The sequence below is a fragment of the Nocardia sp. NPDC057272 genome, assembly GCF_042668615.1.
Classification (GTDB): Bacteria; Actinomycetota; Actinomycetes; order Mycobacteriales; family Mycobacteriaceae; genus Nocardia.
Genome location: NZ_JBHUYK010000001.1, coordinates 105,280 through 127,514 on the forward strand (window position 1 = coordinate 105,280; position 22,235 = coordinate 127,514).

Annotated in this window: 11 protein-coding genes; 9 read left to right on the plus strand and 2 right to left on the minus strand. The window is 69.1% G+C overall.

Annotated elements, in window-relative coordinates:
* Positions 1-81 precede the first annotated feature (81 nt).
* The 6 genes from ACFULV_RS00435 (at position 82) to ACFULV_RS00460 (ending at position 18,320) form a co-directional block, all read left to right on the plus strand.
* Complete coding sequence (locus ACFULV_RS00435; RefSeq protein ID WP_378651616.1) at positions 82-13,572, plus strand: amino acid adenylation domain-containing protein; 13,491 nt, start codon at positions 82-84, stop codon at positions 13,570-13,572.
* Positions 13,569-14,579, plus strand: a complete 1,011-nt coding sequence (locus ACFULV_RS00440) for an ATP-binding cassette domain-containing protein (protein ID WP_378633221.1) — start codon at positions 13,569-13,571, stop codon at positions 14,577-14,579. Before ACFULV_RS00435 ends, ACFULV_RS00440 begins: the two co-directional genes overlap by 4 nt.
* Positions 14,576-15,394 (plus strand): ABC transporter permease, encoded by an 819-nt coding sequence (locus tag ACFULV_RS00445; protein ID WP_378633218.1) that lies wholly within the window; start codon positions 14,576-14,578, stop codon positions 15,392-15,394. The genes ACFULV_RS00440 and ACFULV_RS00445 overlap by 4 nt, the downstream gene beginning before the upstream one ends.
* The gene (locus tag ACFULV_RS00450; protein ID WP_378633216.1) at positions 15,394-16,182 is read left to right on the plus strand and encodes an ABC transporter permease; all 789 of its coding nucleotides are present in this window, start codon (positions 15,394-15,396) and stop codon (positions 16,180-16,182) included. Before ACFULV_RS00445 ends, ACFULV_RS00450 begins: the two co-directional genes overlap by 1 nt.
* A 48-nt stretch (positions 16,183-16,230) precedes the next feature.
* Positions 16,231-17,325 (plus strand): ABC transporter substrate-binding protein, encoded by a 1,095-nt coding sequence (locus tag ACFULV_RS00455; protein ID WP_378651619.1) that lies wholly within the window; start codon positions 16,231-16,233, stop codon positions 17,323-17,325.
* Positions 17,326-17,411: 86 nt separating this feature from the next.
* Positions 17,412-18,320, plus strand: coding sequence for a dioxygenase (locus ACFULV_RS00460; protein WP_378651622.1), 909 nt, complete (start codon positions 17,412-17,414; stop codon positions 18,318-18,320).
* Between the two features lie 279 nt (positions 18,321-18,599).
* Here the strand turns inward: ACFULV_RS00460 and ACFULV_RS00465 are convergent, their stop codons facing one another.
* Positions 18,600-18,791, minus strand: coding sequence for a hypothetical protein (locus ACFULV_RS00465; protein WP_378651624.1), 192 nt, complete (start codon positions 18,789-18,791; stop codon positions 18,600-18,602).
* 125 nt (positions 18,792-18,916) lie between these two features.
* Between ACFULV_RS00465 and ACFULV_RS00470 the strand changes: the two genes are divergently transcribed.
* Both ACFULV_RS00470 and ACFULV_RS00475 read left to right on the plus strand, forming a co-directional pair.
* On the plus strand, positions 18,917-19,270 hold the full coding sequence (locus ACFULV_RS00470; RefSeq protein ID WP_378651627.1) for a hypothetical protein: 354 nt from the start codon (positions 18,917-18,919) through the stop codon (positions 19,268-19,270).
* A gap of 15 nt (positions 19,271-19,285) precedes the next feature.
* Positions 19,286-20,140 carry a PQQ-binding-like beta-propeller repeat protein gene (locus ACFULV_RS00475; RefSeq protein ID WP_378652397.1) on the plus strand — a complete coding sequence of 285 codons (855 nt, stop codon included), beginning with the start codon at positions 19,286-19,288 and terminating at the stop codon, positions 20,138-20,140.
* A 21-nt stretch (positions 20,141-20,161) separates the two neighbouring features.
* On the opposite strand, the gene ACFULV_RS00480 is transcribed toward ACFULV_RS00475, so the two are convergent.
* Complete coding sequence (locus tag ACFULV_RS00480) at positions 20,162-20,839, minus strand: TetR/AcrR family transcriptional regulator (protein ID WP_378651630.1); 678 nt, start codon at positions 20,837-20,839, stop codon at positions 20,162-20,164.
* 95 nt (positions 20,840-20,934) lie between these two features.
* Here ACFULV_RS00480 and ACFULV_RS00485 point away from each other — a divergent pair, with 95 nt between their 5' ends.
* Positions 20,935-22,227 (plus strand): lipase family protein, encoded by a 1,293-nt coding sequence (locus tag ACFULV_RS00485; protein WP_378651633.1) that lies wholly within the window; start codon positions 20,935-20,937, stop codon positions 22,225-22,227.
* Positions 22,228-22,235: the final 8 nt, after the last annotated feature.

A 22,235-nucleotide genomic window follows, 5' to 3' on the forward strand; every position in this document is an offset into this window, starting at 1 on the left:
TACTACCTACCAGGTAGCTACCCGACGGTCGGGAACCAGAGGTGAACGCCCAGCTCCAGACATGAGAACGCAGGTTCGCTCATGATCCAGTCCTCTTCGCATGCGTCGGATGCCGTCGCACCCGAAGGCCCTTTTCCCCTGTCGGCCGCCCAGCGCGGCATCTGGTTCGCCCAGCACATCGCGGGCGATACCCCCATCTCCATCGCCCAGTACGTGGAGCTGTCCGGCGCGGTCGACCTCGCGCTGCTGATCGACGCGGTCCAGCGGACCGGTCGTGAATTCGGTACCGGCTATCTGCGGCTGGTCGATATCGACGGCCACCCCCATCAGGTCGTCGACCTGACCCTCGACGACGACGTCGCCGAACTGGATCTGCGTGACCGCCCCGACCCGGAAGCGGCCGCGCACGCGTGGATGCGCGCCGAGTACACCGCACCCCTGGATGTGATGCACGACCGATTAGTCCGCATCGCCCTGCTGCGTGTCGCCGAGGATCGCTGGTTCTGGTACGCGCGCATGCACCACATCGTGCTGGACGGGATGGGCGCGCTGGCGCTGGTACAGCGCGTCGGCGAGCTCTACAACGCCGCCTTCGACGGCCGTGAGCCCCCGGCCACCAAGGCCGAGCCGTTGCAGAAGATCGTCGATGCCGATCTGGCGTACCGCACCTCCGGCCGTTTCACCACCGACCGCGAATACTGGCGCGAGCACCTGGCCGCGCTGGCGGATCCGGTGACGCTCGCCGGCCGCGACGCCGAGGTCGACGCCCACCCCAACCGGGTATCGGGCGCGCTGCCCGCCGAGACCGGCGCCCTGCTGGATTCGGTCGCGGCATCGGTGAATTCGGGTGTCGCGCCGACCGTGGTCGCGGCCTTCGGCGCCTATCTCGCCGCGATGACCGGCGCGCCGGAAGTGGTGCTGAGCCTGCCGGTCTCCGCACGGACCTCGGCGACCCTGCGTCGTTCGGGCGGCATGCTCGCCAATGTCGTGCCGCTGCGCGTGCGACTCGACCCCACCACCACCGTCGGGGCGGCGATTCTCGCCGTGCAGAGCGAGCTGACCGGTGCGCTGCGACGCCAGCGCTACCGCCAGGAGGACATCGTCCGCGATCTCGGCTGGGCGATGGACGAGGCGGCGTCGTTCGGTCCCGCCGTGAATCTCATGATGGTGGACACCAAGATCGCGCTGGGCCCGGTCGTCGGGCGGCTCCACGTGCTCACCTCCGGCCTGATCGACGACCTGTTCGTCAACCTGTACCCGGGCGTCGGCGGCGAGAGCACCCACATCGACCTGCAGGGCAACGCGAACCTGTACAGCGACGCCGACCTGGCGGGCCATCACGAACGATTCCTGCTGTTCCTGCACCGGTTCCTCGTCGCCGGACCGGACGCCCCGCTGTCGACGGTGCCCGTTCTCTCGGAGGCCGAGCAGGCGGCCTCGGTGCCCGCGCGCGGCCCGGCCGGCGTCGCGACGCGCACCCTGCCCGAGATCCTCGCGGCGGGCGCCGCGCTCGACCCGGACGCGGTGGCGCTGTGCTGGGGGGCCGACGACACACTGAGCTATCGCGAGGTCGACGACTACACGAATCGCCTGGCCCGCCTGCTGATCGCCGCCGGTGCGGGGCCTGAACACGCGGTAGCACTGTCGATTCCGCGGTCCGCGGAGTCCGTGCTCGCCACCATCGCGGTGGCCAAGACCGGTGCGCCGTTCGTGCCCATCGATCCGACCTACCCCGACGATCGCATCGAGCACATGATCGACGACAGCGGGGTCGTCACCGGCTTGACGGTCGACGAGGTACGAAAGTCCCTGCCCGACAAGGTCGATTGGCTCTCGCTGGACGACGCGGCCACCACCGCGGGACTCGCCACCCATGACCCCGCGCCGATCACCGATGCCGACCGCACTGCCGCGATCGCGCCGGATCAGGTCGCCTACGTCATCTATACCTCCGGGTCGACCGGACTGCCCAAGGGCGTGCTGGTCTCGCATCGCGGCCTGGCGAACCTCGCGACGAGTTCGGGAGCCGGGTTCGGGGTCGAGCCGGACTCTGTTGTCGCCCATGCGGTCTCGCCGAGCTTCGACATCTCGGTCGAAGAGATCGTGGTGACCCTGGCCGCCGGTGCCACTCTCGCGGTGGTCCCGCCGTCGGCCTACGCGGGTGAGAACATGGCGCACGTGCTGCGCACCCACCGCGTCACCCATCTCAATGTCACCCCGGCGGTTGTCGGTTCACTCGACCCGGTGACGCTGCCCGACCTGCGCACGATCGTGGTCGGCGGTGACGCGTGCCCGCCGGAGCTGGTGGCGAAATGGGCCGGTCGCTCGCTGATCAACGGGTACGGGCCCACCGAAACGACGATCACCACCACACTGAGCGAACCACTGGTGCCCGGCGCCCCGGTGACGATCGGCAGCCTGGTCGGTGGCGTCTCCGGCCTGGTCCTCGACCCGTGGCTGCGTCCGGTACCGGCGGGCACCGTGGGTGAGCTGTACCTCGCGGGCCCGGGTGTCGCGCGCGGTTACCACCGGCGCAGCGGGTTGACCGCGAGCCGGTTCGTGGCGAATCCGCACGCACCCGGCGACCGGATGTATCGCACCGGCGATCTGGTGCGCTGGACCGACACCGAGGGCCGCGTCACCCTGGAATACCAGGGGCGCAGCGACTTCCAGGTGAAGGTGCGCGGCTACCGGATCGAACTCGGCGAGATCGATGCCGCGTTGCAGCGGCTTCCCGAGATCGACTTCGCGATCACGCTCGGTGTCGAGTCGCCGACCGGCGCCACCGCGCTCGTCGCCTATGTCACGGCCGAACCGGGTGCCGATGTCCATCCCGAGGCGGTCAAAGCCGCTGTCGGCGAGACGCTTCCGGCCTATATGGTGCCCGCCGTCGTGATGGTGCTCGACCGGGTGCCGCTGACACCGCTCGGCAAAGTGGACCGAAAGGCATTGCCCGCACCGGACTTCGGTGCCCGTACCGTCGTGAGCCGGGCACCGTCCACGCCGCGCGAGGAAGCCTTGGCAGCCCTCTTCGCCGAGGTGCTCGGACTCGACACCGTCGGTGTCGACGACAGCTTCTTCGCTCTCGGTGGCGACAGCATCGTGTCGATCCAGCTGGTCTCGCGGGCGAAGGCCGCCGGTATCTCGTTCAGCGCCCGCGACGTCTTCGAACGCAAGACGGTCGCCGCGCTGGCCGCTGTCGCCGACGACACCCAGGTACCCGTGGTGGACGAGCTGCCCGGCGGCGGGGTCGGCGCGGTAGAGCTCACCCCGATCGTGCACGCGATGGTCGAGCGCCCGGGCACCTGGGGACGCTATGGGCAGGCCGTCCTGATCGGGCTGCCCGACGGTTTCGACCGTCTCCGGCTCGCGGCGGCGCTACAGGTCCTGCTCGAGCACCACGATCTCCTTCGTTCGTCACTGCGACCGACCGCCGACGGCTGGGAATGGGTGGTGGCCGAGCGTGGTTCGGTCGACGCCGAGGATCTGATCGAGGTGACCCGGGCCGGCACCGAGGACACGGTCGAGCGCGCCTTGCAGAACGCCGCGGACCTGCTCGATCCCACCGCGGGGGTCGTTGCCCGGTTCGTGTTGATCGAACGCGCCGACGCCGCCCCACTGTGCTGGCTGGTCCTGCATCACCTGGTCACCGATGGCATATCCTGGCGAATCCTGTTGCCGGACTTGGCGACCGCGTCCTTCGGCGGCGCGCTCGACCAGGTCGGTACCTCCTTCCGCCGGTGGGCGCACGGCCAGCCCGAGAACGCCGCGACACGTCTCGACGAACTGCCGATCTGGCAGCGAATCCTGGCCACGCCCGACCCGCCGTTCGCCCGCACCGGCCGTCGGAGCGCCGACAGCGCGAGGGCCACCGCGGCTACTTCCGATCGGTCCGGCGACACGGCACAGGTCGCCTCGCCGGCTGCCGGCTCCGAGCTGTCCGACTCGGTGGCGGAGACCGTTTCGGTCCCCTGCGCCTTCGACCCCGCCCTCGACGTGGTCGCCACGATGGCGCAGTGGCAGTCGACGGTGCCTTCCGATGTAGCGCAGGCCGTCTTGCACGGCGTGCCCGATCAGTTCCATTGCGGCGCTGACGATGTGCTGCTGGCCGCGCTCGCCATGGCCGTGTGCCGATGGCGTGACCGGACCGGTGCCCTGCTGACGCTGGAGGGCCACGGCCGCGACGAATCCCTGCTGCCCGGCGCCGATGTCGCGCGCACGGTCGGCTGGTTCACCAGCGTGTACCCGGTCGCGCTCGACCTGACCGGGATCGATCTCGGCGACGCGTTCGCCGGTGGCCGTGCGGCGGGTTCGGCGATCAAGGCAGCCAAGGAGCAGTTGCGGTCGGTCCCCGATCGCGGTGTCGGCTTCGGCTTGCTCCGCTATCTGAACGACGAGTCCGCCGCGGCACTGGCCGACGCGCCGACACCCCAGCTGAGCTTCAACTATCTCGGCAGGGCGGTGACCGGCGACGATCCCTGGGTACCGCGGCGCTTCGCCGCGACCAACGACGACCGGGCCCCGCTGGCCGCCGTCGTCGACATCAACGCGGTGCTGACCGATGCCGGACTGGAAGTCACCTGGGCCTACGCGAGCAGACTGCTCGACGAGGCCGACGTGCGCGAGTTGGCAGCGCTGTGGTCGCAGGCCCTGCGGGCACTTGTCACCCATGCCGCAACCGGCGACGCGGGTGGCCGCACCCCCTCGGATTTCGCGCTCGTCACGGTCGATCAGCCGCAGATCGAGCGCTGGGAGCACGCCTACCCGACGCTCACCGACGTCTGGCCGCTCTCGCCGCTGCAATACGGCCTGCTCTTCCACGCGCTCTACGACTCCGACACCGCCGACGGTTACACGGTCCAATCGCTGCTCACCCTCGCGGGCACGGTCGACGCCACCCGGCTGCGCGGTGCCGCGCAGGCGCTCGTCGACCGGCACGAGAACCTGCGTGTGGCCTTCGTCGAGACCGACGACGGCCCGCGTCAACTCGTCCTGTCCGCCGCCGAGATCCGCTGGGAAGAAGTAGATCTCACCGGGATCGCCGACGAAGACCAGCGAGCTCGCGAGCTCGATCGAGTGATCGAGCTCGACGCGCTGACCCGCTTCGACCTGACCCGGCCCCCGTTGCTCCGCTTCACCCTGGTCAGGACCGGCGAGGAGACGTTCCGGCTCGTCATGACCAATCACCATCTGGTGCTGGACGGTTGGTCGACGCCGCTGCTGGTGCGGGAGTTGCTCACCCTGTACGTCACCGCGGGCGACGCGTCGATGTTGCCGCCCGCCCCGTCCTACCGCGACTTCCTGTCCTGGCTTGGAGACCAGGATGCGGAGGCGTCGCTGTCGGCGTGGAAACAGGCCATGGCCGGGATCGACACGCCGACCCGCGCCGTCCCCACCCTCGTCGGCATCGAGTCGACCGAGACCGCGATGCTCTCGCACGATCTGTCCTGTGCCACGGTCGCGGTACTCGAATCCGCGGCCAGAGAAGCGGGTGCGACCGTGAACACGCTGGTCCAGGCCGGTTGGTCGCTGCTGCTGGCCATGCTCACCGGTCGCACCGATGTGGTGTTCGGCGCCACGGTGTCCGGCCGGCCGCCGGAGCTGCCCGGTGTCGAGGAGATGGTCGGGCTGTTCATCAACACCGTCCCGGTGCGGGTGACGCTGGATCCGTCGGAGAAGGTCTGCGACCTGCTGGCCCGTGTGCAGGCCGAGCAGGCGCGGCTCATGGACCACCAGCACGTCGGTCTCGCCGCCATCCACCGCGTTGCCGGGCTGGCCGAATTGTTCGACACCCTCACTGTTTTCGAGTCCTACCCCATCGATCGGGAGGCGCTGTCGCAGGCCCTGGACATCGCGGGCATGCGGGTGCTCGATGTCGAGGGCACCGACGCCACGCCGTACCCGTTGAACCTCATGGTGATTCCGCTGCGCGGCGAGGCCGGTGCGGGCGACGCCTTGCGCATCACGGTGAAGTTCATGGCCGATCAGCTGGAACCCGCCGCGGCACAGACACTCCTGGACCGGTTCGTCCGGGTGCTCGCCCAGCTCGCCGAGAATCCGCACGCCCTGGTCTCGCAACTGCGAAATTGCAGCGACGCGGAACTGGCCACGCTGGCACCGGTGCACGGGCCACCGCCCTTGCCGATGCGCACGCTGCCCGACATCCTCACGGCCGGCGCGCGCATCGATCCCACTGCGATCGCGGTCAGCTCGGGCGAGCTGCGGATGAGTTACGGCGACCTCGATGCCTGGTCCAACCGGTTCGCCCGGGTCCTGCTCCGCCGCGGGATCGGGCCCGAGATCTTCGTCGTACTCGCGCTCACCCGGTCGCTGGAATCGGTGGTCGCAGTGTGGGCGCTGGCCAAGACGGGGGCGGCCTTCGTCCCGCTGGATCCGAGCTATCCGGTGGAGCGGATCGAGCACATGCTCTCCGATTCGAAGGCCCCGATCGGCGTCACTGTGACGGCCACCGGCGAAGACCTGCCCGGGTCCATCGACTGGCTGCTGCTCGACGACCTGAACACCATGCGCCGCGCCATGCTGGTCTCCGACGCGCCGATCACCGACGCCGAACGCGGCGGCCCGCTCGATATCGACCACACGGCCTACCTGATCTACACCTCCGGTTCCACCGGCAAGCCGAAGGCGGTTCTGCTCAGCCATCGCGGCATCGCGAATCTCGTCGCCACCCAGCGCGAAACCCTGGGGCTGGACCCCACCGCCAGCGCACTCCAGGTCGCCTCCCCCAGCTTCGACGCCTCGGTCTTCGAGATGCTGACCGCGCACGCCGCGGGTGGACGCCTGGTGGTCTCACCGCCGGAGGTCTACGGCGGCGGCGAACTCGAGACGCTACTACGCACCGAGCGGGTCACCCATGCGGTGATCACCCCGTCGGCGCTGGCGACGATGGAGCCCACCGATCTCACCGAGTTGCGGGTGCTGTCGGTGGCCGGTGAGGCGGCCACCCCTGAGCTCATCGAGAAGTGGGCCGCGGGCAGGCGGATGGTGAATCTGTACGGCCCCACCGAGTTCAGCATCTGGGCGACCGGTCCCGCCGAACTGCTCCCCGGCGAGCCGGTCACCATCGGCGGACCGATTCGCGGTGCGGCACTGGTGGTGCTGGACAGCTGGTTGCGTCCGGTGCCGGTCGGCATCGCCGGTGAGCTGTATCTGGCCGGGCCCGCGCTGGCGCGCGGCTACTTCAACCGGTTCGAGATGACAGCGAGCCGGTTCGTCGCCAACCCGTTCGGCGTCGCCGGGGAACGGATGTACCGGACCGGCGACATGGTGCGCTGGGTCACGGGCGAGAACGCCGCGCTCACCCTGGAATACCTGGGCCGCAGCGACTTCCAGGTGAAGATCCGCGGCCTGCGGATCGAACTCGGCGAGATCGACGCGGTGCTCTCGCGCGACGACGAGGTCGACTACGCGGTGACGATCGGGCGCGAAGGACCGGCGGGCGCCACCGTGCTCGTGTCCTACGTGCTTCCCGTGCCGGATGTCGCCCTCGACACCGAACGGTTGCGCGCTCAGGTCGCGGCGGAACTGCCGGGATACATGGTGCCCGCCTATGTCGTCGTCCTGGACGATATCCCGCTCACTCCGGTCGGCAAACTGGACCGCAAAGCCCTGCCGATACCGGACTTCTCGGCCACCCAGCAGTCCTATCTCGCACCGCGCACACCGATCGAACAGGCTGTGGCCGTGGTGTTCGCCGATGTCCTCGGCAGCGAACGGGTGAGCGTCGACCAGTCCTTCTTCGAACTCGGCGGCAACTCGCTGAGCGCGACGAAGGTTGTCGCCCGGGTCAATTCGGCGCTCGGCTCCACCATCGCTCTGCGGGACCTGTTCGACGCGCCGAGCGTCGCCCAGCTGTCGGCGCGGGTCGTCCCCGCGGCCGAGGGCAGTCCGGGCCTGCCCGCGCTGGCTCCCCGCCTGCGCCCGGACCGCATCCCGCTGTCCCCCGCCCAGCAGCGCATGTGGGTACTCAATCAACTCGACCCCGACTCGTCGGCCTACAACATCGCGATCGCCCTGCGCCTCACCGGAACCCTCGATGTGGAAGCCATGCGCCGCGCTCTCGCCGACGTGGTCGAACGGCAGGAGAGCCTGCGCACCCGCTACCCCGCCGACGCCGAGGGCCCGCGTCAGGTGGTCGTCGGCATCGACACCGCGGTTCCGCCGATGCCGCTGATCGACACCGAAGACGGCGCGCCACTGCGTGAGCAGATCAACGAACTGGCAGGCACCGGCTTCGACCTCACCCGTCAGGCACCACTGCGTGTCGGCCTGTTCCGCCTCAACAGCCGCCCAGCCGAGACCGGACCCCACAATGCTCATCGATCCGAAGACCCTGTGCCAGTACATGTCATCGTCCTCGTCGTACACCACATCAGCGCAGACGGCGCATCGATGGCCCCGCTGGCGGCGGACCTGGTCGCCGCCTACTCGGCGCGGGTGTCGGGTACAGCACCCACGCAGCCTGCGCTCACGGTGCAGTACGCGGACTTCGCGCTGTGGCATCGCGAGCTTCTCGGCAGCGCCACGGATTCGGAGTCCGTTGCAGCACAGCAGATCCGGTATTGGCGCGAGACACTCGCGGGCGCACCGGATGCGCTGGAACTCCCCGCCGATCGCCCCCGTCCGGCGGTGCAGACCATGAGCAGCGACGATGTCGACTTCACCGTCGACGAACAGACCCACCGTGCGCTGATCGACTTCGCCGCCGCGAACAATGTCAGCGTCTTCATGGTCGTCCACGCCGCCCTCGCAGTGCTGCTGGCCCGGCTCGGCGGTACCGGCGATGTCGTCATCGGCACGCCGATCGCGGGTCGCGGTGCGGCCGCGCTGGACGAGCTCGTCGGCATGTTCGTCAACACCCTGGCCCTGCGCACGCCGGTCGACCCCGGCACCGGGTTCCGGCAGCTGCTCGCCACCGTCCGCGACACCGACCTCGACGCCTTCGGCCACGCCGACGTACCGTTCGAGCAGCTCGTCGCGGCAGTCGACCCCACCCGGTCGACCGCCCATCACCCGCTGTTCCAGGTGTCGCTGTCGCTGCAGAACTTCATCGAACCGGTACTCGAACTACCCGGACTGCGTTTCGAAGTCGAGGACTTCGACCGCCGCTCCTCGGCCTTCGACCTCACCCTGGACCTGCGCGAACGGTTCGACGAGACCGGCCCGGTGGGCATCGACGGTGTCCTCACCTACGCGACAGACCTGTTCGACGCGGCCACCGTCACCTCGTTCGCGACCCGATGGCGGCAGGTGCTCGCCACCGTCCTCAGCGACATCGACATCCGCCTCGCCGATATCGACCTCCTCGCCGAATCCGAACGCGCGGAACTCGTTCCGGTCCACGGCCCCTCCACCGCGGGCACCACGACGTTGGCCGACCTGCTCACCGCCACCGCGGCGACCTTCGCCGACCGACCGGCACTGGTTGCCGACACTGCGACGGCCACCGCGACCCAGGCCACCGCGGTCACCGGCACCATCTCCCCGACCGAGCCCACATCCGCCGGTGACGCGGCACAACCCGCGCAGGTATCCGGCGCGATCACCTACGGCGCGCTGAATGCCCGGTCGAATCAGTTGGCCAGGATGCTCATCGAGGCGGGAGCGCACACGGAATCTGTGGTAGCCCTCGGCCTCCCACGATGTGTCGAGCTCCACGTCGGCATCTGGGCCGCGGCGAAGGTGGGCGCGGCGTTCCTGCCGGTCGACCCGAAACATCCGGCGGACCGCATCGACCACATGCTCACCGATTCCGGCGCGCGCGTCGGAATCACCCTCGCCGAGTACCGGCCGCAGCTGTCCGACACCACCCGCTGGCTGATCCTCGACGACCCCGGCTTCGCCACCCGCATGGCCGCCACCGACGACGCTGACCTCACCCCCGCGGAACTGCCGGTTCCGATCAGGGTGGAGAACCCGGCGTGGATGATCTACACCTCCGGCTCCACCGGTACCCCGAAGGGCGTCACCGTCACCCATCGTGGCTTGGCCGACCTGGTCGCCTCCCAGCGCACCGATCTCGCCCTCGACGAACACGCCCGGGTGATGCAGGTGGCCTCGCCGAGCTTCGACGCGTCGATCTTCGAGGCACTCATGGCCTTCGGCTGCGGCGGCGCCTCGGTGATCGCCCCGCCGGATGTCTTCGGCGGCGCCCCCCTCGCGGAACTGATCGCCGCCGAGCAGGTGACCCACATGGTGATCACGCCGTCGGCACTGGCCACCATCGATCCCGCCGACGTGTCGAGCCTGCGGGTGCTCGCGGTCGCGGGTGAGGCGGTCGGCCCCGATCTCGTCGCGCGCTGGTGCGGCGGCGCAGGCGGGCGGACGATGGTCAACCTGTACGGCCCGACCGAATACACCATCTGGGCAACAGGTTCCGCGCCGTTGTCCGCTACGGAGCCGGTGACCATCGGCGCTCCCGTTCGCGGTGCGTCCGCACTCGTCCTCGACGACCGCCTGCGCCCGGTACCCGTCGGCGTCGCGGGTGAGCTGTACCTCGCGGGCACTGCGCTCGCGCGGTGCTACCACGCGCGGCCGAGCTTGACGGCAGCCCGATTCATCGCCAATCCTTTCGGCGGTCCCGGCGAATGCCTTTATCGCACAGGCGACCTGGTGCGGTGGACTCGCACCGCAGGCCCCACCGACACACCGACCGGATTGGCGCTGGAATATCTCGGCCGCACCGACTTCCAGGTCAAGGTGCGCGGCCAGCGCATCGAGCTCGGCGAGATCGATGCGGTGCTCGGCGCCATCGACGGTGTCGATTTCGCTGTGACGCTGGGCGTTGCGGGCCCCACCGGTGCCACCGCTCTCGCCGCCTACCTGGTGCGCGTGCCCGGCGCCGACCTCGACATCGCGCACATCCGCGCCCTCGCCGCCGACACGCTCCCCGCGTACATGGTGCCCGCCGCTTTCGTGGTGCTGGACGAGATCCCCATCAACGCGGTCGGCAAACTCGACCGCAAAGCGCTGCCGGAGCCGGTGTTCGTCACCGACGACACCCCGTACCGCGCACCGGAGACACCGACCGAACTGGTACTCGCCGAGGTCTACGCCGAACTGCTCGGCCGTCCACAGGTCGGCATCGACGATTCGTTCTTCGCCCTCGGCGGCGACAGCATCCTCGCCATCCAGCTCGTCAGCCAGGCGAAGCTGCGCGGCGTGCACTGCACGCCGTTGCAGGTCTTCGAACACCGCACGGTGGCGGCGCTGGGCGCGGCCGTCGACGCCGCCGAGACGGTGGAAGCGCTCGCCGAACTGCCCGGTGGGGGCACCGGTGACCTGCCGCTGACACCGATCGTGCGCTACATGGTCGAACGCGGCGGCGATTTCGACCGGTTCGCCCAGACCGCGGTGCTGGAACTGCCCGTCGGCATCGAGCGCGCGCAACTCGTCGCCACTGTCTCGGCCGTGATCGACCGGCACGACATGCTGCGAGCCCACCTGTGGGCGGCCGAGGACGGCTGGCGGCTGCGTGTGGCCGACCCCGGGTCGGTCGAGGTCGACGCACTGGTGCACCGCACGGCCTTCGACGCCGCCATCGACCCGATCGAGCTGCGCGAATACGCCCAGACCGAGCTCGACTCCGCGATGAACCGACTGAATCCGGCGGACGGGGTCGTCCTGCAGTTCGTGTGGCTGGATCCGGTCGGCGACGCCGGCGCGCACCCCGGGCCCGGTCGCCTGATCATCGTCGCGCACCATCTCGCGATCGACAGCGTGTCGTGGCGCATCCTGGTGCAGGACTTGATCGCCGCCTGGGCCCAGGTATCGGCGGGCGCCACCCCGATCCTCCCGGACATCGGTACGTCGATGCGGCGCTGGTCGCACGCCATGACCGAGCAGGCCCGTTCCGAGCGGCGCCGCGCCGAACTCCCGTACTGGCAAGCGGTGGTGCACGGCCCCGACCCACTGCTCGGCGCCCGTCACCTCGATCCTGACACCGATCAGGGGCAGACCGTCCGCCGTCTCGACATCGAGGTCGACGAGGACACCACGACAGCGCTGCTCACCACCCTGCCCCGCCTGTTCCAGGGCAGTGTCACCGACGCGCTGTTCGCCACCCTGGCGGTGGCGCTGGTGCGCTGGCGCGCGCGCAGAGGCGTGGACGAGCCCTCGGCGCTGCTGCGTCTGGAAGGCCATGGCAGACAGGAAGAAGTCGTGCCCGGCGCCGATCTGTCGCGGACCATCGGCTGGTTCACCAACCTGTACCCGGTGCGCCTCGATCTCGCCGACATCGACATCGACGACGCGCTGGCGGGCGGCCCCGCCATGGGCGCGGCCATCCGCCGGGTCAAGCACGACCTGCTCGCGGTCCCCGACAAGGGCATCGGCTTCGGCATGCTGCGCTACCTCAATCCCGAAGCCGCCGAGCACCTTCCGACCCGGCTCCCCGGCCAGATCTGTGTGAACTACCTGGGCAGGCACACCTCCGTCGACACTCCGCCCGGCCTCGAAGGTCTCGGCTGGCTACCCACCGACGCGCTCGGTGATCTCGAGGCGGCCGAGCATCCGGACGTCCCGATCATGTCGCCGATCGATATCAACGCCATGGTCGTCGGCAACCGGCTGCAGGCCGAGTTCGGTTACGCGGCACAGCTGCTGGATCGCGCGGACGTCGCCGAACTCGCCCACCTCTGGGTAGAGGCACTCGACGCGGCGGCACGATTCGCCGAAACCCCCGCGGCCCAGATCGCCTCGGCCGACGAAGCCGCCGCCATGACCGCGCGCACGGCAGCGGTCGTGGAGCCCGGACCGACCGGACTCGGTCTCGACGTGCTGCTACCGATCCGCCCCGACGGCGATCGACCGGCACTGTTCTGCGTCCACTCCTCCTCCGGAATGTCGTGGAGCTACCTGGGATTCGCCGAACAGCTCCGGCCGGGCCGCCCGATCTACGGGCTCCAGGCGCCCGACCTCAGCGGCCGTGAACCCTCCGCCCGCTCCATCGAGGAATTCGCCCAGCGCTACGTGCGCGAGATCCGCGCCGTGCAGCCGAGCGGCCCCTATCACCTGCTCGGCTGGTCCTTCGGCGGGCTCATCGCCCAGGCCATGGCGGTGGAACTGCAGGCAGCGGGCGAGCAGGTCGGCGTCGTGGCGCTGCTGGACACCGACACCGCCGATATCGACGGCGACACCATCGAGCGCCTGTCGCCGGGCGCCTTCATCAACACCTTCGGCGCCATCTTCGGCATCGACGACGTGCCCGCCGAAGCGACCGCCGAACAAGCGGCCGAGCTCATCACCGCCCGGCTCGGCGGGGTCGAGCTCATCGACGCGGCCACCATCGAGCGCATGGCGGGCTCCTACAACGCCTCCGCGGGCACCCGGACCGGCTATCAGCGCCCGGTCTACCACGGCGACGTCGTGTATTTCCGCGCCACGGTCGATCCCGCCGAATGGATGGGACCCGACGGCTGGCGGCCCTACGTCACCGGCGATATCACCGACCACGACGTCGACGTGACCCACGACGACATGACCAATCCCTACGCACTGTCGGTCATCTCGCCACTGCTCGATGACCACTTGGAAGCAGGAGACCGGATATGAGCGTCGAACACACTCTCGTGCAGAGCAACCCGCGCACCGGTGGTGTCGTGGTCGAAGGGATCGAGAAGTCCTTCGGCGACGTGCACGCCCTGCGCGGCGTCGATTTCGAGGCCGCCCCTGGTGAGGTGCTCGGCATCCTCGGCCCCAACGGCGCTGGCAAGACGACGATGGTGAACATCCTGTCCACTCTCGTCACGCCCGACAGCGGGCGGGCGGTGGTCGCCGGACACGACGTTGTCGCCGACCCCGCCGCGGTGCGCAAACGGATCATGCTCACCGGGCAGTACGCCGCGCTCGACGACATGCTCAGCGGCTACGAGAACCTCGTCATGTTCGGCAGGCTGATGGGGCTGCGCAAACCGGCGGCGCAGGTCAGGGCCAGGGAACTGCTCGGCGAATTCGATCTGGAGAAGGCGGCGAATCGGCGCGTCGGCACCTACTCGGGCGGCATGCGGCGCCGCATCGACATCGCGTGCGGTCTCGTGGTGCGGCCCGACGTCGTCTTCCTCGACGAACCGACCACCGGCCTCGATCCCCGCAGCAGACAGGGCGTCTGGGACCTGGTGCGCAGCTTCAAGACCGCGGGGATCACCACCCTGCTCACCACCCAGTACCTGGAGGAGGCCGACGCGCTCAGCGACCAGATCATCGTGATCGACCACGGCGTGGTGATCGCCTCCGGCACCGCGGACGAGCTGAAACACCGTACCGGCGGCAGCTACTGCGAGATCGTGCCGCTGGATCTGGAAGGGCTACCGACCATCGTCGCCGCGCTCGGCTCGCTGCTGCCCGCGGAGAACCTGGCCGCGCTCACCCCCGAATCGGATCGCATCACCATCCCCGCGCCCGACGGTGCCAAGACACTCGCCGAGGCCCTGCGCAGACTCGACAACGCCTCGGTCGAGCTCGTCGACATCGCCCTGCGCAGACCCTCGCTCGACGATGTGTTCCTGCAGCTCACCGGTCACCTCGCCTCGACCGAGGACGAATCGGCGGCCACCCCATGACCGCCATCACCTGGAACACCTCCGTGCGCGCGACACCGGAGACGGTGCAGCAGTGGTGGGTCCTGAGCACCCGGCTGATCGTGCCCTCGATCAAATCCGGCGAGTTCCTCGCCTCGGTGCTCGCGCCCGCGGCCTTCACGGCCAGCTTCTACATCCCGCTGAAAACGGTGATGACGTTCTCCGGCAACGGTTTCAGCAGTTACGCCCAGTACATGATGCCGCTGGTGATCCTGCAGGCCGCCGCGTTCACCGCCATCTCGGCGGCGTTCCGCTCGGCCACCGATTCCGTGGCCGGCCTCAACCGCCGCTTCGGCGCGATGCCGCTGCGCCCGCTGGTTCCGGTCGCGGCGCGGATGTCGGCCAACCTGTTCCGGCTGCTCATCTCGTTGGCCGCGGGGATCGCCGCGGGCTATGTGATCGGCTTCCGGTTCCGGCTCGACGCCGCGCATACCCTCGGCTATCTGGCGTTCTCGGTACTCATCGGACTCGCGTTCACCCTCGGCGCGGATGTGATCGGCACGCTGTCCAAGAGCCCCGAAGCCACCTCGCAGGCGCTGCTGCTGCCCCCGTTGATCTTCGGCATGCTCTCGACCGGTCTCGCACCGGCGAGCCAGTTCCCCGAGTGGATCCAGTGGTTCGTGCGCAATCAACCGGTCTCCCAGTTCGCGATCGTGTTGCGCGCGCTGGCCGGTGACACCAAGGGCAACGCCGGGACGGTGACCTGGTCGCTGGTGACCCCGTCGCTGCTCTGGCTCGCCGCCATGGTGGCGATCTGCGCGCCGGTGGCCATCCGGCTCAGCTCGAGGAGGGCCTGATGGCAGAACAATCGGAGACCTCGGCGGTGTCGCTGCTGCGGCACACGCTGATCCAGACCGAGCGGCTGCTGGTGCGCTGGGCACGCAACCCGGTGACGCTGCTCGAGACCCTGCTCATCCCGTGTCTGCTGCTGGTGATGCTCAACATCGTGGTGGGCGGTCAGATCGAGAAGTTCACCGGCGACGATGCTCTCTACGGCTCGGTGCCGATGGTCGCCCTCGTCGGCGCGCTGTCCGGCGCCGTCGCGAGCGGCGTGCTGCTCGGCCGCGAACGCGACGCGGGTCTGCTGGCCAGATTCTGGGTGCTGCCCGTGCATCGTGCGTCGGGCCTGATCTCGCGCATCCTCGCCGAAGGCTGCCGGATCCTGCTCGGCACTGTGGCGGTGCTGATCGTGGGCTATCTGCTCGGCTTCCGCTTCCACCACGGTCCACTGGCCGGCCTCGTATTCCTGGCAATCCCCGTGGTGTTCGGACTCGCCTTCGCCACCATGGTCACCGCCGTCGCCGTCTACAGCGCGAAGGCCTCGCTGGTCGAGGGCATCACGATCCTCGCCTCGCTGATGATGTTCTTCAGCACCGGATTCGTGCCGCTCGTGGCCTTCCCGACCTGGATTCAGCCGGTGGTGCGCTACCAGCCGATGTCGGTGGCCGTCGACGCGATGCGCGGACTGTCCGACAAGGGTCCCGTCGCCGTGCCCCTGCTGCTCACCCTCGCCTGGTCGGGCGCCGCGCTCCTGTTGTTCGCCGTGCCCGCCGCCGTCGGGTTCCGGCGCGCGAGCCGCCGGTAGCTCGGCCCGCGGCATTCGCGCCGCCGGCTACGCAGTACCCTCGTGCGCATGCTGGCGAGCGTCCGAAACCGCACCCGATTCCGTCGCACCGCAGAGCAGGGCGGGCGCGTCCGCTCACGCGGCGTCGTCGTGGCTGCCGCGTTGCTGTGCGCCGCCGTGTTCACCGCGGGATGCGCGGACAAGCACGATGACGCGAGCACGATCATCCGCACCACCACGAATATCGCCGGTGCGGGCGTGGTCGGGGCCGATCGCGACACCGCGACCGCGTGCCCGTTGCCGAGTGCGCCCGACGCGGGCCCCGGCGGCACCCGAACGGTGACGCACACCGCCGGTACCTCGCAGGTTCCCGCCGACCCGCAACGTATCGTCGTGCTCACCACCTCGGCGCTCGACGCGGCCTGCGCGGTCGGTCTGTGGGAGCGGGTCGCGGGCTCGGTGACCCTCGACGGCGACCGTTCGCAGCCGATGTACCTGGGATACGGCGTGGTGAAGGTGCCCAGCATCGGACCGATCGGTCAGCCCGATCCGGCTCGCATCGCCGAGCTGAAGCCCGATCTGATCCTCGGCGACGTCGCACCGGCCGCGGGCGGGTACGAGGCGCTGAGCAAGATCGCCCCCACCGTGCTGATCGGCGCGGGCGGCAGCTGGCAGTCCGATTTCGCCGCTTATTCCGCGGGGATGAACCGCAACGATGCCGCCGAAACCGCCCTGCAGAACTACCTCACCGAGGCCCACGACCTCGGCCCCGCACTGAACGCGCGCCAGTCCCAGGCCTCGGTGCTGCGCTTCACCGCCGACACCACGCAGGTCCAGGGCGCCGAAACCTTCGCCGCCCAAGTCCTGTCCGATGTCGGCGTCCAGCGCCCGACCGCCCAGCGCGGACCGTCCTTCGACATCACCGAAGCCGACCTCGCCACCAAAGCCGAAGGCGACATCATCTACGTGATGTTCGACGGCCCGGACGGCGAGAAACACGGCAGACAGGTTCTGCGCTCCGACCAGTTCGAGGAACTGGGCGCCTCGACCGACAAGCGGGTCTTCGCGGTCGACGACAAGATCTGGCACACCACAGGTCTCACCGCCGCCCGCGCGGTCCTCACCGACCTGCGCAACAGCCTCAACGGTTACGTCACCGATTGACTCCCAGCTGACTCCCAGCGTGTTCGCAGTCCCAGCGCAGTCCACCTGCTTAGCGTGGTCGCCAACAAGGCAGCGAAGGAGCAGCTATGGGAGAGCACGATCTGGGACTGGGGCACGACCTTCGAGTGATGTCACGGCGGCGTGCGCTGAGTTTTCTCGGCGTCGCCGGGGTCGCGGCAGCGGCGGCGGGTTGCGCGGCCTCGACCGACAGCTCCGGCACGAGCACGAGCCCGGCCGACAGTGCCACCTCCGCGTCAGCCGAAACACCCGCCGCGGCGCCGCAGGAGACCGCGGGCCCCTACCCGGGTGACGGTTCCAACGGACCCAATGTCCTGATCGAATCCGGGGTGGTGCGGTCCGATATCACTACCAGCTTCGGCACGTATTCCGGTACCGCCCAGGGTGTTCCGATGACACTCACGCTGAATCTGCGCGACCTCGCGCAGAACGCGGCAGGCACCGGAATGGCGGTGTACGTCTGGCATTGCGACCGCGAGGGCCGGTACTCCCTCTACACCGAGGGCGCCACCGAACAGAACTACCTGCGCGGCGTCCAGGTGGCCGACGACGACGGCACCGTACGGTTCACCTCGATCTTCCCCGCCTGCTACGCCGGTCGCTGGCCACACATCCACTTCGAGGTCTACGACTCCCTCGCCACCGCGGTCGCGGGCGACAACGCCCGCCTCACCTCCCAGATCGCGCTCCCCCAAGACGCGTGCACCGCCGTCTTCGACGCCGACTCCGGCTACGTGAACAGCACCCGCAACCTGTCCGGCGTGACGCTCGCCTCCGACGGCGTCTTCGGCGACGGCTGGGACGCCGAACTGGCCACCGTCACCGGCACCCCCACCATCGGCATGTCCGTCTCCCTCACCCTCGGCGTAGCCGCCAAATCCCAGAACACCCAGTCCGACAACGGTTTCCCGGGCTCACCCCCCTCCGGCAACGGCGCACCAGGCGGCCCACCACCCGCCGGCCCAGCACCCCGCTGAAGGGCCCGCGGGACTGAAGCCCGAACGGTCGGGTAGCCGTGAGCCCGTTATCCTCAGGACGCGACTCTGTCGCGCCATCGCTGGGGAGGGTCGATGAACAACAGCCACAGTACGTCTTTGCCACGGCTACCGGACTATTCGCGGTCGGCAACGTTTACCGCAGCCCTCGGTACCGCGGTACTGGTCGGTGGCGTCACGCTCGGCCTCTACAGTCGGTTCCTCGCCGCTGCGAACCCGGTCACGCCACAAGACGATGCTCGAGCCGAGCTACCCGATGCCCTAGGAATGTCGGCCATCGTGGTCGGCGTCGCGGCACTGCTCGTCGTCGCTGTCGTTCTCCTGACCGCGCGACGACTGCGCGCCGCAGGTTTCGGCAACCCCGGCGTGACGATATATCTGGTCTTGGCCGTCGCCATCGGGCGCACAGTGCAACTGCACGTTCCGTCCGTCACGCAGCAGATATTCGAGCACTACACAGCCTTCCCCGGCTGCCCACCGCGCTCGCCGCCTGGGTTCTCGTGGGCCTCGGCATCCTTCTCCTCTGCTATCCCCTCACCGCCACACCACGTTTCACACCGACGACGCGCACGATCGCGGTGCCTGCCACGATCGGCCTGCTGCTGTGCGCGCTTGCCACCGGCGGGGCGCTGTGGGTCGGTGACGACGACCGGTACGTCGACCATCGCACCGCCGCTTCGGTAGTCGTACCGCCGATCCCGAATCGACTCGGGCAGGAGCGATTTCGCATCGATCTACCGAAAGAGAGCAGGGTGGTCGTCGGCGGACCCGGCTTCCTCGTCGGCACGCCGACCGGCATCACCGCCTACGACGGAGCAACCGGTAGCGCCCGCTGGCACTACCAACGCCCAGATGCAGCGGAAGACGGCGTGCACCAGCAGGACAGCAACTTGCTCTCCAGCCCCTCCGAGAACGCCGTCCTCACCAGCTGAAACCACCTCGGGTGGATCGCATTCGACGCCACCACCGGCGAAAAGCTCTGGACCGAATCCGAATTCGCCGATGACAGCAGAACTGGAATGCGAGTCGCCCGCGGCTTCGATGCCGCCGGCGAACCGATGCTGGCCTTGGTCGACAACGAACTCTTCGGCGGTTCGTACGGCAACTTCGCCCGGTACAACGCGCGCACGGGGCGACACATGTGGTCCGAGCCCGCCACACCGGATGGCTGCGACACCATGAAGTCGCGGATCGCCATCACCTCCCCTGCGGTTTACCAGGTGCGGGTATGCCGAAACGAGGAGTCCGCGTGGACCACCCTCCTCGCGCTCGATCCGGCCACGGGCGCGGAGACGGCGAAGCGGGATCTCTCCAATCCCGACCCCGACCGCGCACCGAAGGTTTCGGTGAAGAAGGACGCGCTGTCGGTTGACTGGCCCTACCGGAACGAACCACTCGACCACCTGGTCGTCGCGGCTCCCGGACTGCTCGGCACTACCGCCGTCACCGCCGACTATGTCGAGGTGATCGCCAACGACCCGGCGACCGGCACCCTCGTCACCAACTCCTGGAGTACTGGGATCACGATGTCGCAGGGCGCAGCGCCGGACCGCTCGCTCACCGACCCCGACGCCGGGCTGGGCGGTGTCACACCGTTCGACTCGATGCTGATCGCCGACGAACTGATCGCAGTCGGCGATGCGCAATTGCGTACGTGGCGACGCGCCGACCTCGTCGAGAACGCGCCCCCGGTACCCCTCGGATCCGGACAGGCCTCCCAGATCATCGCCGCACCCGGCATCATCCTGGTCCCCTTCACCGACAAATCCGCAGACCTACAGCTGATCGGATTCGCACCCTGACCAAGGTGCCGCCCAGCGACCTCAGTGCTCTGAACGGTCCGCGGCGGCGGCCAGTCCCAGGTGCACGATCTCGATGAAGGCCGTGAGATCTCTGATCAGGACGTCGATGTCGCCTTGCGCGCCCGCGTCGGTGTGGAGCCAGTCGGCGACGGTTTCGAACAGGCCGCCGATCGCGGAGACAGCGAGGGCGTGCAGGTCGACGCCGATTCCCCCGGGGGGCACGAATCCGTATTCGCGCCACAGGGTTTCGAGGAACTGGGCGGCCCAGCGGCGGTTGACGCGCCGCTGCTGTTCGACCTTCGCCGAAATGCCGCTGGCTTCACCGAAAGTCACCTTCGCCACGCGGGGGTCGTCGACCATCGAGTGGGCGAAGGCCCCGATGACGGCGGCGACCACCTCGTCGCGGGCGCTCGAGGATTCCGACAGCGCGGTGGCGACCCGGTCCTGCGCGCGTTCGCTCTGCTGCTGCAGCAGCGCCAGATAGCAGTCCTCTTTGCTGTCGAAGAGCTCGTAGAAGGCCTTGTTGCCGACGAAGGCGGTCTGGCAGATCTGCTCGATCGCGGTGTTGACGTAGCCCTCGGCGGCGATCAGGTCGAAGGCGGCGGCCAGGATCTGTTCGCGCCTGCGCGCGCGGCGCTGTTCGGCGTCCAGGCCCTGGATGCGCCGGGAGCGGACTTGGCTCTTGTCGGTCGACGTCACGCAGCTCAGCCTACAGATTCCCGAATATAAACAAGAACTCTTGTTCTCAACAAGGCACCGTGCTGTAATCAGCATCACCTATCGAAGGAGATGCCATGCAGCGCAGCACGGCCACCTGCCGGTCGCCCCGGCTCCGACGGCTCGGTGCCCGAGCCCTGCCCCTGCTCGCGATGACGGCGCTGGCGGCAGGGGGTCCGGCGGGCGCCCAGGATTTCGAACTGCCGCCACTGCCGAACGAGGCGCAGGTGTATCCGGCGGTCGTGCCGATCCCCACACCGCAGCACGACCCCTGGTACGCCGACCCGGCCGACCTCGCCGGCTACGCCAACGGGGACGTGATCCGCAGCCGGGTGGTACAGACTCACGTGCTCGGCCTGCCCGCGCCCGTACACACCACCCAGCTCCTGCTACGCAGCTCCGACGTGCACGACAACCCGATCGCCACCGCCACCACCGTGCTGATGCCGGGCACCCCGTGGCTGGGTCCCGGTGCGCGCCCGCTGATTTCGTATCAGGAGGCGATCGACAGCCTCGGTCAGCAGTGCAATCCGTCCTACACCCTGCGCGCGGGCATCCAGAAGGAGGTGGCCATCATGAGCCAGTTCCTTGCGGCAGGCGCGGCCGTGGTGGTCACCGATTTCGACGGCAAAGAGAACACGATCATGTCGCCTAGCGAGGGCCGGATGGTGCTCGACGGCATCCGCGCGGCCCGGCGCGGCGGACTCGGGCTCGAGGCCGCACCGGTGGGGCTGTGGGGCTATTCCGGAGGCGGCAACGCGTCCGCCTCGGCCGCCGAGCAACGCCGCCACTACGCTCCCGAGCTCGACATCAAGGGCAGCGTGCAGGGCGGAATCCCCGGCGACAAGGTCGCGATCGCCCCGTTCGCGATCTCGGGACAGCAGCCGCAGGCCAACTTCACCGGCTGGCTCGCCGTGCTCGGACTGGCCCGCGAATACCCCGAATTCGACGCCCAGCTACAGCAGTACCTGACTCCGGAAGGCCGCCGGGTGGCCGACGACCTGCGGGAACGCTGTCTCTACACCTCCGTGGCGACCACCCTGCTCCGCCCGATGGCGCAGTACCTGACCGATCCGCAGGCCGCGCTGGTTGCCGCGCGACCCGCGCTGTCCGCCGCGAGTTTCGGCAGACCCGAGAACACCCCCGATATGCCGCTGCTGATGTGGCATTCGACCACCGACCAACTGCTGCCCGCCGAGCTGGCGATCGACACGATCGCCGGTGACTACTGCGCCCGCGGCGTGAACATGCGGATGATCAGGGTGCCGTTCTCGGAGCACATCAGCGCCGAGATCGTCCCCGAACTGGGCACGGTCGCGTGGCTGCTCGCGGTCGCCGCGGGCGCCGACCCGGGGCCACGAGTATGTTGAGCGCCGCC